Source organism: Streptomyces fractus (assembly GCF_049844455.1).
Lineage (GTDB): Bacteria > Actinomycetota > Actinomycetes > Streptomycetales > Streptomycetaceae > Streptomyces > Streptomyces fractus.
Window position 1 is genome coordinate 4,243,381 of the sequence record NZ_JBMYHI010000002.1, and the last position, 11,950, is coordinate 4,255,330.

At 72.5% G+C, this 11,950-nt stretch carries 11 protein-coding genes; 6 read left to right on the forward strand and 5 right to left on the reverse strand.

All coding sequences use genetic code 11. The features are described 5' to 3' along the window. The first annotated feature begins 28 nt into the window (after positions 1–28). Positions 29–901, forward strand: coding sequence for an ABC transporter ATP-binding protein (locus ACP4E5_RS21085; RefSeq protein ID WP_425830957.1), 873 nt, complete (start codon positions 29–31; stop codon positions 899–901). Next, positions 898–2,469 carry a transporter gene (locus ACP4E5_RS21090; protein ID WP_425830958.1) on the forward strand — a complete coding sequence of 524 codons (1,572 nt, stop codon included), beginning with the start codon at positions 898–900 and terminating at the stop codon, positions 2,467–2,469. Before ACP4E5_RS21085 ends, ACP4E5_RS21090 begins: the two co-directional genes overlap by 4 nt. Before the next feature lie 330 nt (positions 2,470–2,799). Here ACP4E5_RS21090 and ACP4E5_RS21095 read toward each other — a convergent pair whose 3' ends face one another. Next, positions 2,800–3,330, reverse strand: a complete 531-nt coding sequence (locus ACP4E5_RS21095; protein WP_425830959.1) for a DinB family protein — start codon at positions 3,328–3,330, stop codon at positions 2,800–2,802. A 149-nt stretch (positions 3,331–3,479) separates the two neighbouring features. Here ACP4E5_RS21095 and ACP4E5_RS21100 point away from each other — a divergent pair, with 149 nt between their 5' ends. Next, the gene (locus ACP4E5_RS21100) at positions 3,480–4,853 is read left to right on the forward strand and encodes a PAS domain-containing protein (protein ID WP_425830960.1); all 1,374 of its coding nucleotides are present in this window, start codon (positions 3,480–3,482) and stop codon (positions 4,851–4,853) included. 25 nt (positions 4,854–4,878) lie between these two features. On the opposite strand, the gene ACP4E5_RS21105 is transcribed toward ACP4E5_RS21100, so the two are convergent. Further along, complete coding sequence (locus tag ACP4E5_RS21105) at positions 4,879–5,643, reverse strand: SIS domain-containing protein (RefSeq protein ID WP_425830962.1); 765 nt, start codon at positions 5,641–5,643, stop codon at positions 4,879–4,881. A 440-nt stretch (positions 5,644–6,083) separates the two neighbouring features. Between ACP4E5_RS21105 and ACP4E5_RS21110 the strand changes: the two genes are divergently transcribed. Both ACP4E5_RS21110 and ACP4E5_RS21115 read left to right on the forward strand, forming a co-directional pair. Beyond that, a complete protein-coding gene (locus ACP4E5_RS21110; protein WP_327662146.1) occupies positions 6,084–6,776 on the forward strand; it encodes an iron-dependent transcriptional repressor DtxR in 693 nt (230 codons plus the stop codon). A 523-nt stretch (positions 6,777–7,299) separates the two neighbouring features. After that, positions 7,300–8,163 carry an alpha/beta fold hydrolase gene (locus tag ACP4E5_RS21115; protein ID WP_425830965.1) on the forward strand — a complete coding sequence of 288 codons (864 nt, stop codon included), beginning with the start codon at positions 7,300–7,302 and terminating at the stop codon, positions 8,161–8,163. 74 nt (positions 8,164–8,237) lie between these two features. Here the strand turns inward: ACP4E5_RS21115 and pdxH are convergent, their stop codons facing one another. After that, positions 8,238–8,930, reverse strand: coding sequence for a pyridoxamine 5'-phosphate oxidase (gene pdxH, locus ACP4E5_RS21120; protein ID WP_425830967.1), 693 nt, complete (start codon positions 8,928–8,930; stop codon positions 8,238–8,240). Positions 8,931–9,170: 240 nt separating this feature from the next. On the opposite strand from pdxH, the gene ACP4E5_RS21125 reads away from it, so the two are divergent. Continuing rightward, the gene (locus ACP4E5_RS21125; RefSeq protein ID WP_425830969.1) at positions 9,171–10,283 is read left to right on the forward strand and encodes a citrate synthase 2; all 1,113 of its coding nucleotides are present in this window, start codon (positions 9,171–9,173) and stop codon (positions 10,281–10,283) included. Between the two features lie 321 nt (positions 10,284–10,604). Here the strand turns inward: ACP4E5_RS21125 and ACP4E5_RS21130 are convergent, their stop codons facing one another. After that, a complete protein-coding gene (locus ACP4E5_RS21130) occupies positions 10,605–11,183 on the reverse strand; it encodes a TetR/AcrR family transcriptional regulator (protein ID WP_425830971.1) in 579 nt (192 codons plus the stop codon). Continuing rightward, positions 11,171–11,929 carry an enoyl-CoA hydratase family protein gene (locus ACP4E5_RS21135; RefSeq protein WP_425830973.1) on the reverse strand — a complete coding sequence of 253 codons (759 nt, stop codon included), beginning with the start codon at positions 11,927–11,929 and terminating at the stop codon, positions 11,171–11,173. The genes ACP4E5_RS21130 and ACP4E5_RS21135 overlap by 13 nt, the downstream gene beginning before the upstream one ends. Between the last annotated feature and the right edge of the window lie 21 nt (positions 11,930–11,950).

An 11,950-nucleotide genomic window follows, 5' to 3' on the forward strand; every position in this document is an offset into this window, starting at 1 on the left:
GGACGAAGACGACGAAGGGCGGGCACAGTTGACCTCGGCCGAGGAAACCGCAGCCGTACGCGTTCACGACCTATGGAAGTCGTTCGGCCAGCAGACCGCCGTCGCCGGCATCGAACTCACCCTGCCCGCCGGCCGGTTCATCGGCCTCGTCGGGCCGAACGGGGCGGGCAAGACGACCACGCTCTCCATGGTCACCGGCCTGCTCCGCCCCGACCAGGGCACCGTGCACGTCGCCGGCCGCGATGTCTGGGCCGACCCCGCCGAGGTCAAGGCGCGCATCGGCGTCCTCCCGGAGGGCCTGCGCCTCTTCGAGCGCCTCTCCGGCCGCGAACTCCTCGCGTACACCGGCCGCTTGCGCGGGCTGCCGGGCGCCGAGGTCGACGAACGCGCGGACCAGCTCCTCGACGTACTGGACCTGGCCGGGGCCCGGCACAAACTCGTCGTCGACTACTCGACCGGCATGCGCAAGAAGATCGGCCTCGCCGCGGCGCTCCTCCACAACCCCGAAGTCCTGTTCCTGGACGAGCCGTTCGAGGGCGTCGACCCGGTGTCCGCCCAGACGATCCGCGGCGTCCTGGAGCGCTACACACGCTCCGGCGCGACGGTCGTCTTCTCCTCCCACGTCATGGAACTGGTCGAGTCGCTCTGCGACTGGGTCGCGGTGATGGCGGCGGGCCGCATCCGGGCGCAGGGACCGCTGGCGGAGGTCCGCGGCGAGGCGACCTCCCTCCAGGAGGCGTTCCTGAACCTGGTGGGTGCGAACGACCGGGGCGGGGAAGGAACGCTGGACTGGCTGGGCGGCACAAATCAAGCCCCTGCGGCGCTTGAGCAGCGGGGTCCGGGGCAGAGCCCCGAGTCCGCAACGCCGTCTCAGCCCAACGACACCGGACGGAACCCGTGACCACCACCCTGGTCCGCCTGAAGCTCGCGCTCCTGCGCAACGGCCTGCGCCAATCCGCCGGCCGCCGCGCCGCCTACGTCGCCTCACTGCTCGCGGCGACGCTCGTCGCCGCGCTCCAGCTCCTCGGCCTGATCCTCCTCCACGGCAACGCGCACGCCGCGACGGTCGGCGTCCCCCTCACCGCCCTCCTCGCGCTCGGCTGGGCGTTCCTGCCGCTGTTCTTCCCCAGCGGCGACGAGACCCTCGACCCCACCCGCCTCGCGATGCTCCCGCTGCGCCCCGACCCGCTGGTCCGCGGCCTCCTCGTGGCGTCCCTGGTCGGCATCGGCCCGCTCTTCACGCTGTGCCTCGCGTTCGGCGCCGCGTACGCGGTGGCGCACGGCGCCGCGGGGGTGGTGGTCGCGGTCCTGGCCGTCCCGCTGACCGTCCTCACCTGCGTCGCCCTCGCCCGGACCGTGGCCGCCGCCAACATCCGCCTGCTCACCAGCCGCAAGGGCCGCGACCTCGCCGTCCTGAGCGGGCTCGTCATCGCCGTCGGCGCGCAGCTGGTCAACTTCGGGGTGCAGCGGCTCGGTGCGGCGGGCGGGGTCGACGCGCTCGACCCGGTGGCGAAGGTCCTGGGCTGGATCCCCCCGGCGTCGGCGATCGCGGCGGTCGACGCGGCGAGCAGGGCGTCGTACGGGACGGCGGTGGCCCGACTGGCGCTCTGCGCGGCGGCCCTGCTGGCGCTCCTGGCTCTCTGGCGGCGCGCCCTGACGCGCCTGATGACGGCGCCGGACGGCTCCACCATCGAATCTGCGGGCCCCGGCCGCCGCCGCACCGGCACACGCCGCCGACTCCTCCCCGAGGGCCGTACCGGCACGGTCATGGAGCGCAGCCTGCGCTACGTATGGCGCGACCCGAAGACCAAGGCCGCCTGGGTCACGTCCCTCGCGATCGGCCTGATCGTCCCCGTCTTCAACGCCCTCCAGGGCACCGGCACCGTCTACTTCGCGTGCTTCGCCTCCGGGATGCTCGGCATCCAGATGTACAACCAGTTCGGCCAGGACACGTCGGCGTTCTGGATGGTGGCGATGACGATCGCGTCACCGAAGGACGCCTACGTCGAACTACGCGCGCGTGCGTACGCGCTGCTCCTGATCACGCTGCCCTACGCCACGCTCGTCACGCTCATCACCACCGCCATGCTGGACGCCTGGCCCACCCTGCCCGAGGTCCTCGGCCTCTCCTACGCCCTGCTCGGCGCGATGCTCGCCACCGGCGCGTGGACGTCGGCCCGTTTCCCGTACTCGATCCCGCAGGAGGGCTACAAGAACGTCGCTCCGGGACAGGCGGGCCTGGCCTGGATCTCCATCTTCGGCGGCATGGTCGCGGCGGCCCTGCTCTGCACCCCGGTCCTGGCCCTGACGATCGCCCTGCACGCGACGGACGCGACGTCCTGGACGTGGATCCTGCTCCCGGTCGGAGCGGCCTACGGAGCGGCGGCGACCGTCCTCGGCCTGCGCCTGGCGGCCCCCCGCACGGCGGACCGCCTGCCGGAGATCCTGCTTGCGGTGAGCAAGGGCTGAGGGCTCCCGGCCCGGAACTCCGGAGCCCTGAAAACGCAGACGACCCGCGAGCCATGGTTCCTCCCGTACGAGACGGTCGGAAGCCGGCCGGACGCACCGGCGGCTCGCGGGTCGGGTGACTGCTTGGGATTGGGCCGGCCGCACGCACATATCGCGCGCTGGTCCGGCGCCGAATTCGAGATGCGACGTCGGGCCGCTAGCCCGCAGTCACCTCAGACGTCCGGTGTGCGTACATGCTCCGAACCACCTCCTTTCAGCCTGTGCTCCACAGCCTAGGAACGTTCATGACGTGACTCAACCGGTTTTACGCGGCTTTGAAGGGACGGGGCGTCACGCCCCCGCCGTGCCGTCGATCGCCTCGCGGAGGAGGTCCGCGTGGCCGTTGTGGCGGGCGTACTCCTCGATCAGGTGGGTCAGGATCCAGCGGAGGGAGACCTTGGGATCGCCGGTGAAGGCGGCTTCCTCGGGAGAGAGGGTGCCGGTGGTGTCCAGGGAGGCGGTGGAGGTCAGTTCGCGGGCGCGGGCGATCTCCGTGCGCCATTGGGCGAGGGCGTCCGGGAGGGTGCGGTCCTCGGTGAGGGTGAAGGCGTCCGGGCCCGCTGTTTCGTGGACCGGTGGGGTGTCGTGGGCGCCCGCGAAGACCCGCTGGAACCAGTTGCGTTCGACCTCCGCCAGGTGCTGGACCAGGCCGAGGAGGGTGAGTGACGACGAGGGGATCGCACGCGCGCGTGCCTGCGTGTCCGTCAGGTCGGCGCACTTGATGGCCAGTGTCGCGCGGTGGAAGTCCAGCCAGCCTTCGAGGGTGGCGCGTTCGTCGGAGGCCGGGGGCGGGACGGGGCGGCCGTCGGGCAATGTCGTCATGCGATGCATGCTGGTTGTATGTGCTCCTCGGTTTCGCCGAACTTGCCTGAACTCCGTGTGGGATGCGTCACGTTCGAGTTGAATGATCTGGAGCAGTACGAGGTGTACGAGGAATTCGTCGCGCCGACACAGCCTGCAGGGGGTGCCAGGTGAGTGCTTCCCGGCGTAGTGGGACCACTGATGCGCTCGGGCCCGAGGAGCCGGAGCCGGACGGGGCCGATCTGTTGGCCGCGTTGTTGGACGGCATGGACGCCGCGTTGTGCGCCTTCGACGCCGATGGGGTCGTGACCCATTGGAACCGGGAGGCCGAGCGGGTGCTCGGCTGGTCGGCGGAGGAGGCCGTGGGGCGGCGCGGATTCGCGGGGTGGGCCGTGCGGCCCGCCGACGCGGAGGAGGTGCAGGGCCGGCTCCTGGCCTCGATGCATGCCCCGGGACGTCAGGTGAACGAGTTCGCGCTGCTCACCAAGGAGGGCGGCCGTGTGCTCGTGCGGACGCAGTCCGCCGCCGTGCGCGGGCCCGACGGAAAGCCTGCCGGTGTGTACTGCGCCTTCAGCGAGGTGCACACGCAGATCGATCTGGAGCGGTCCATCGCGCTGAGCGAGGCGCTGTTCGAGGACGCCGCGTGGGGCGTCGTGCTGGTCGACGCGGACCTGCGGCCCGCCGTGGTGAACGGGCATGCCGCGCGCGCCATGGGAACCGGGCGCACCGCCGCGCTGGGCCGGCCGCTCGGGGATCTGGTCGGGCAGGGCGTGGAGGAGCTGGAGAGCGCGCTCGCGCACGTGCTCGCCGAGGGCCCGCCGCCGACGCCGATGGAGGTGTGGGTGACGTTGCGACGCCCCGGCGAGAGCGGTGGGCGCACGGAACGCCGGTGCTGGCGCAGCGGTTTCGTGCGGCTGGCGTCGCCGCTCGCGGAGGAGCCGGTGCCGCTGGGCGTCGGGTGGTTGTTCCAGGACGTGACCGAGGCCAAGCAGAACGAGCAGGAGGCCGCGCAGCTCCGCTTCCGGTCGCAGCAGTTGCACCGCGCGGCGCGGGCCGCCGCCGAGTGCGAGAACCCGGCCGAGGCGGCGACCGTGCACCTGGACTTCGCGCTCGCCGGGTTCGCCGACCATGCGGTGATCGACCTGGTGGCGAGCGAGGAGCCGCTGCGTCTCGTGCGGGCCGCGGCCACGCCCTCCGGGGCGCCGGGGCCGAGCCTGCTGGTGGCGCGGGGCGCCCTGCCCGTGCGGTACGCGGCGGGACATCCCGCGTTGCAGTGCGTGGAGCGGGCGGGGTCGGTGCGGACCGCCGCGGAGGGTGGCACGGCGCGCGGGGACTGGGCCCAGGACCGGCAGTGGCCGGAGGGCACGGTGTACGCGTTGTGCGCGGCGCTGCGCAGCCGGGGCCGGACGGTCGGCGTGGTGACGTTCCTGCGGGGCGCCAGCCGGGCCGGGTTCGAGCGCGGGGACGCCGTGTACGCGGAGAGCGTGGCGGTGCGGATCGCCGGCGCAGTGGACCTGGCGTGGGCGCTCGCGGCGGACAAGTAAGGCCTGGGGTCCGGCGCGGCCCGGATCACCGCCGGTAGTAGATCCGGTCCCCGTACTCCGCGAAGACGTTCGCGTTCCACTCCAGGCCGCCGTCCACGTTCCCCGAGCGCAGCAGCGGGGGCTGGATGCCGCGGTCGGCGAGGGTCGCGGCGCAGGTCGCGAGGGTCGCCTGCATGAGGGCGCTGGCGGTGACCGTCGACGCGGGCGCGAACGGGGTGTCGACGCCTTCGTGAGTGAGCTCGGCGTCACCGATCGCGATCTTGGAGTCGAGGACGACGTCGCAGTGGTCGCGCAGGTAGCTGCCGGAGACGTGGCGGGAGGTCGGGGCGTCGGGCCCGGTCGCGTACGACAGGGAGGTGACGCCGATGACCTTGATGCCGGCCGCGCGGGCGCTGAGGGCCATCTCCACGGGGAGCGCGTTGCGCCCCGACAGGGAGATGATGATCAGCGCGTCGCCCGCCCGCGCGGGGCTGGCCTCCAGGACCGCCGCCGCGAGCCCGTCGACCCGTTCGAGGGCGGAGCCGAGCGTCGCGGGCATGACGTCGACGCCGACGGTGCCGGGCACCGACAGCAGGTTCATCAGGGCGAGGCCGCCCGCCCGGTAGACGACGTCCTGCGCGGCGAGCCCGGAGTGGCCCGCGCCGAAGGCGAAGAGGCGGCCGCCGTCGGCGACGGTGTCGGCGAGGAGGGTGCCGGCGGCGGCGATGTTGTCGCCCTCCTCGTCACGGATCCTGGCCAGGAGCCCGATGGAGGCGTCGAGATACTGCGCGGCCGGCCTGCTCTCGCTCATCGGCGTGCCCCCTGGGTCCTGGTGCGTCGGGTCGGATCTCGGTGGTGCGTGGCGCGTTCGCGGATCACGGTGCGGTCTGGACCAGCGCTCTGTCAATACGGTTCGCGGCCCCTCCTGGCCCGTCGTTTCCCTGGCGCGTCACGGTTGTCAGCGGTATGCGTCAGAATTGAGTTCTGGGTTCCAGGGCCCTTCTGACGGATCAGGCTGGATTGGGGGGCGTGATCGGACGGTGCGGGCAAGCGGGGTCTGGTACGTGCAGCTGCAAGGCGGAGGAGGGCGTCAACGCGGAGCGTTGGCAACCGACGACAACGCCGCAGATGCGCGTACCAGGGCCCGCGACTCCAGCAGGATCCGTCAGAAGGGCCCTGGGGCCAGCGCACACGCTGCGCGGTCAGCCAGCGGAGCTGTCGCGAAGCTAGAGAGCTACACGAGGGGCACGTATGTCCGGACTGATCGACACCACGGAGATGTACCTCCGCACCATCCTCGAGCTGGAAGAGGAAGGTGTGGTCCCCATGCGCGCCCGGATCGCCGAGCGGCTCGACCAGAGCGGGCCGACGGTGAGCCAGACCGTGGCCCGCATGGAGCGGGACGGACTGGTCGCCGTGGCCGCCGACCGACACCTGGAGCTGACCGACGAGGGCCGGCGCCTCGCGACGCGCGTCATGCGCAAGCACCGGCTCGCGGAGTGTCTGCTCGTGGACGTGATCGGCCTGGAGTGGGAGCAGGTGCACGCGGAGGCCTGCCGCTGGGAGCACGTGATGAGCGAGGCGGTGGAGCGCCGCGTGCTCGAACTGCTCCGCCACCCGACGGAGTCGCCGTACGGGAACCCGATCCCGGGCCTGGAGGAGCTGGGCGAGAAGGACGGGGCGAACCCGTTCCTGGACGAGGGAATGGTCTCCCTGTCCGACCTCGACCCGGGGGCCGACGGCAAGACGGTCGTGGTGCGCCGCATCGGCGAGCCGATCCAGACGGACGCGCAGCTCATGTACACGCTGCGCCGGGCGGGCGTGCAGCCCGGTTCGGTGGTCAGCGTGACGCAGTCGCCCGGCGGGGTACTCGTCGGCAGCAGCGGTGAGGCGGCGGAGCTCGAGGCGGAGATCGCCTCGCACGTCTTCGTGGCCAAGCGCTGAGCCGAGCGGCGGCCCGCGGGCCGGGCGTCAACTTCCGTGCAGTGCGGGTAAGTTGACTTGTATCCGCACATGCTGCACTTCCGCGCAGAAAACAAGATTCACTGTGCGGAACCGCAGCGATCGGACGCTCGGCATGCAAGGCTGTCGCGTGAGGCATATGACCAGAGGGGGCCGCATGGACCGGCCGATCGGGGCGCGACGGGCCTGGGGGGCACGGGACACACGGGAGGCGGCGTCGAACGCCGCACCGCATGCAGAGGGCCCCGGCGCCTTGCGGCGCCGGGGCCTGTCCTCCCCTGTCCCGACCCGGAGCCCCGAGCTCCCAGGGTCGGTTCCCTCGGACCGATTTCCCCGAGCGGTCCGCCCCCCGCTGAAGAGATCCCCTCGACAGCGCCGGTCATACCTTGAGTTCTGTCACTCAAATGAGGGGTGTTGTCCGAGAGCACCGCGCTTTCGAAAACAGGTTCGATAGCGTGCGCGGGTACGCGACTGCAGGCGCTACCACGAGGGGGTGCCAGGGCCTATGGCACGGCGCATCGACGTGACCGGAGCAGGCGGGGTTCACCTGGCCGCCTGGGAATTCGCCGACCCGCCCAAGACGGGCGAGGCCGGCCACGGTCCCGGAGTCCTGTTGCTGCACGGACTCATGGGAAGGGCGTCCCACTGGGCGGGTACGACGCGCTGGCTGGCCGAGCGACATCGCGCGGTCGCCCTTGACCAGCGCGGGCACGGACAGAGCGACAAGCCGCAGGAGGGCCCCTTCGACCGGGAGGCGTACGTCCTCGACGCGGAGGCGGCGCTCGTCCAGCTGGGCCTTGAACCGGCGGTCATCATCGGACACTCCATGGGGGCGCTCACGGCGTGGCAGCTCGCCGCCCGCCGGCCCGACCTCGTGAGCGGCCTGGTCATCTGCGACATGCGGGCCTCCGCGCTCGGGGCGGCCTCCCAGCGGGAGTGGGAGGACTGGTTCAAGGCGTGGCCGCTGCCGTTCGCGACGCTCGCGGACGTACGGAAGTGGTTCGGGGAGGACGACCCCTGGGTCGAGCGGCCCAATCCGGCGCGCGGGGAGTTCTACGCCGAGGTGATGACGGAGACGGCGGACGGCTGGCGGCCGGTGTTCTCGCGGCAGCAGATGCTTGCCGCGAGGTCCACGTGGGTCTTCGACGCGCACTGGGAGGAGCTGGCGGCCGTCCAGTGCCCGGCGCTCGTGGTGCGCGGGATCGACGGGGAGTTGGGTCGGGCGGAGGCGCAGGAGATGGTCCGGGTGCTGCCTCGGGGGGTGTACGCGGAGGTGGGCGATGCGGGCCATCTGGTGCACTACGACCAGCCCGAGGCGTGGCGCTCCGCGGTCGAGCCGTTCCTTGACGGGGTCCTGGCGGAGTTGTGACCGGGCGGCGGGGTTGACGCCTCGGGGCTCTGCCCCGGACCCCGCGCCTCAATCGCCGGCGGGGCTTGATGTGATCAGGGGCTCAGGCGTTCCACTCGCCAGGTTGTCGCTGTCGCCGGAGACTCCGTCTCGCGGACGTAGCGCAGGCGGTCGTGGAGGCGGTTCTCGCGGCCCTGCCAGAATTCGATGGTCCGCGGCGCGACGCGGTAGCCGCCCCAGTGCGGTGGTACGGGGACCGCGGTGCCCTCCGGGTGGCGTGCGGCCAACTCCGCGTAGCGCGCGTCGAGTTCGTCGCGCGAGGCGACCACGGACGACTGCGCGCTGGCCCACGCGCCCAGTTGGGAGCCGTGCGGGCGCGTGTGGAAGTACGCCTCCGTCTCGGCCCGCGACGTGCGCTCCGCGGTCCCGGACACCAGGACCTGGCGGCCCATCGGGTGCCAGGGGAAGAGCAGCGCGACGTGCGGGTTCGCGGAGAGGTCCCGCGCCTTGCGGGAGCCGTAGTTGGTGTAGAAGACGAAGCCCGCCCCGTCGTACGACTTGAGCAGCACCGTGCGGGAGCTGGGGCGGCCCTCGGCGTCGGCGGTGGAGACGACCATGGCGTTGGGCTCGGGCAGCGGGGAGCCGGGGGCCGCCGCCTGTTTGAACCAGCGCGTGAACTGTTCCATCGGGTGCAGGGCGAGGTCCCCCTCCAGCAGGCCGCCGTCCTTGGCGCGGTACTGCTCGCGCATGTCGGCGAGGTCGAGTTCGGGATCGTCACGGTCGCTCACGGCGTCATCCTGCCGGACAGACGGGTACAGACGCACGCAGGGTGAAACATGGCACTGAGTGCCGCGAGCCCTCGCCAACTGTGGCACGGAGGGTTATCTTCCAGGGGCCGAAACGGTTCAGCCGCCTGCCGTACGGGGCATCACGGGTGTACCCCGATCCAGACCACGGGTGTACCTCGATCCAGACCAGCGGGTGTCGCCGGCACCCGGAGCCGCCCACGCATCCAGAGGAGCCGCCTGATGTCCGACCCCACGCCCGGCTTTGTCCCCGGCCTCGAAGGTGTTGTCGCGTTCGAGACCGAGATCGCCGAACCGGACAAGGAAGGCGGCGCCCTGCGGTATCGCGGCGTCGACATCGAGGATCTGGTCGGCCATGTGTCGTTCGGGAACGTCTGGGGGCTGCTGGTCGACGGCGCCTTCAACCCGGGCCTGCCGCCGGCCGAGCCGTTCCCGATCCCCGTGCACTCCGGTGACATCCGCGTCGACGTGCAGTCGGCGCTCGCCATGCTCGCCCCCGTGTGGGGCCTGAAGCCGCTGCTCGACATCGACGAGCAGAAGGCCCGCGACGACCTCGCGCGCGCCGCCGTCATGGCCCTGTCGTACGTCGCGCAGTCCGCGCGCGGGCAGGGTCTCCCGATGGTGCCGCAGCGGGAGATCGACAAGGCGGACACCGTCGTCGAGCGGTTCATGAAGCGGTGGCGCGGGGATCCGGACCCGAAGCATGTCGCGGCCGTCGACGCGTACTGGACGTCGGCCGCCGAGCACGGCATGAACGCCTCTACGTTCACGGCCCGGGTCATCGCCTCCACGGGGGCGGATGTGGCGGCGGCGCTCTCGGGCGCGGTGGGCGCCATGTCCGGGCCGCTGCACGGCGGTGCGCCGTCCCGGGTCCTCGGCATGATCGAGGAGATCGAGCGGACCGGGGACGCGGACGCGTACGTCCGGCGGGCGCTGGACAAGGGCGAGCGGCTCATGGGCTTCGGGCACCGCGTGTACCGGGCCGAGGACCCGCGGGCGCGGGTGCTGCGGCGGACGGCGCGGGAGCTGGGGGCGCCGCGGTTCGAGGTGGCGGAGGCGCTGGAGAAGGCGGCGCTGGCGGAGCTGCACGCGCGGCGGCCCGATCGGGTGCTGGCCACGAACGTGGAGTTCTGGGCGGCGATCGTGCTCGACTTCGCGGAGGTGCCGGCGCACATGTTCACGTCGATGTTCACGTGTGCGAGGACCGCCGGTTGGAGCGCGCACATCCTTGAGCAGAAGCGTACGGGTCGGCTGGTCCGTCCCTCCGCCCGCTACACGGGGCCGGCGTCCCGTCCTCCGCAGGAGATCGGCGGTTACGGGGACATCGCCCGGTAGCCGACCCGTGGCCGGGCCCCGGTGTTCGTTGCGCGGCACCGGGGGCCGCCTTGCCCACCCTGCCGCCCAAGGCGGCAGATTGCCCAAGGCGGTGGCGGCCGACCGCCGGGGTGGGGAGCTGTTCCGACGGCGCGTTGCCCAAGGCGGTGGCGGCACCCCGTGAGGCCGAGCCCCTGGAGGGGGCGGGTGGTGGGAAATTGGGCGGCGGAACGGGCCGTAGCGCCGGTGCCGGAAAATCAAGCCCCTGCGGCGATTGAGCAGCGGGGTCCGGGGCGGAGCCCCGAGACCGTAACGCCGGTGCCGGTGGACAGGGACGCCGGGTCAGCCCAAGGTGCGGTCGACCAGGGCCCCCCACTCCGCCACCACCCGTTCGCGGCGCGCCCTGTCGTCCGTGAGGAGGTTCGCGAGGCCGAGGCCGCGCGCCATGTCGAGGAGACCTTGGACGACCTCCCGCACCCCGGGGACCGACTCGTCCGCACCCAGCAACTCCACCGCGATCCGATGGGTCTCCCGCCCGACGCGCGCCTCCAACTCGGTCACCCGTCCCCCCAGTTGCGGCTCGTTCGACGCGGCCACCCACAAGTGCAGCGCCGCCCGGAACAACGGCCCCGTGTAGAGGTCGACGAGCGCCGCGACGGCCTCCGCCCGCCCCTGCGGACGCAGCGCCCGCAGGGCCGTGGAGCGTTCTTCGGCGACGTACTCGACGGCCGCGGTGAACAGGTCCTCGCGGGTCGGGAAGTGATGCTGGGCGGCGCCGCGCGAGACGCCGGCGTGCTCGGCGACGACGGAGACCGTGGAACCCGCCCACCCGTGCGCGGCGAGGCAGGCGACCGCGGACTCCAGGAGCCGTTGCCGCGTCACCCGCGAGCGGTCCTGCTTCGGCAGCGTCACAACACCCATGCGGCGTCCCGTCGTTCGAGGAAGGCGGTCATGCCCTCGCGGGCGTGCGCGGAGCCGAACAGCCGCGCGGACAGCGCCGTCAGAGACTCCGCGTCCCGGTCGAAGGCCTTCAGGACCTTAACCGTGAGCAGCTTCTTCGTCTCGGCCAGGCCCTCCGGGGATGCCTTGCGCAGCCCGTCGAGGAGCGGGGCCAGCGCCCCGTCGACGTCGTCCCCCGCCACCGTCACGAGGCCGATCCGCGCCGCCTCCGCCGCGTCGAAGCGCTCGCCCGTCAGGTAGTAGCGGGCCACCGCGCGCGGGTCGAGGCGCGGCAGCAGCGGCATCGAGATCACGGCGGGCGCCACCCCGATGCGTACCTCGGTGAAGGCGAACGAGGACGACGCCGTGGAAGCGGCCGCGATGTCGCACGCCCCCAACAGGCCGAGGCCGCCCGCCCGTACGTGCCCGTCGACCCGCGCCACGACCGGCTTGCCAAGGTCCACGATCTGCCGCAGCAGCCCCACGAGCCGGCCGGGGTCGGGCGGGTCCTTCAGGTCGGCGCCCGCGCAGAACGTGCCGCCGGTGTGGGTGAGGACGACGGCGCGTACGGCACCGTCCTCGTCCGCTTCCCGCAGCCGTTCCCCCAGCTCGCCGACGAGGGCGGAGGACAGGGCGTTGCGGTTGGCGGGCGAGTCGAGGGCGAGGGTGGTGACGCCGCGGTCGTGGGCGTGCGCCACCAGGTTCCCGGACGCGTTCTCAACAGCCATCAGCTCTCCCTCGGTTGGCGG

Bases quoted from the DNA above. Each gene is read 5' to 3' on its own strand.
- ACP4E5_RS21095 (WP_425830959.1), bottom strand. From the start codon at position 3,330: ATGACGACATTGCCCGACGGCCGCCCCGTCCCGCCCCCGGCCTCCGAC.
- ACP4E5_RS21105 (WP_425830962.1), bottom strand. From the start codon at position 5,643: ATGAGCGAGAGCAGGCCGGCCGCGCAGTATCTCGACGCCTCCATCGGG.
- ACP4E5_RS21110 (WP_327662146.1), top strand. From the start codon at position 6,084: ATGTCCGGACTGATCGACACCACGGAGATGTACCTCCGCACCATCCTC.
- ACP4E5_RS21115 (WP_425830965.1), top strand. From the start codon at position 7,300: ATGGCACGGCGCATCGACGTGACCGGAGCAGGCGGGGTTCACCTGGCC.
- ACP4E5_RS21125 (WP_425830969.1), top strand. From the start codon at position 9,171: ATGTCCGACCCCACGCCCGGCTTTGTCCCCGGCCTCGAAGGTGTTGTC.
- ACP4E5_RS21130 (WP_425830971.1), bottom strand. From the start codon at position 11,183: ATGGGTGTTGTGACGCTGCCGAAGCAGGACCGCTCGCGGGTGACGCGG.
- ACP4E5_RS21135 (WP_425830973.1), bottom strand. From the start codon at position 11,929: ATGGCTGTTGAGAACGCGTCCGGGAACCTGGTGGCGCACGCCCACGAC.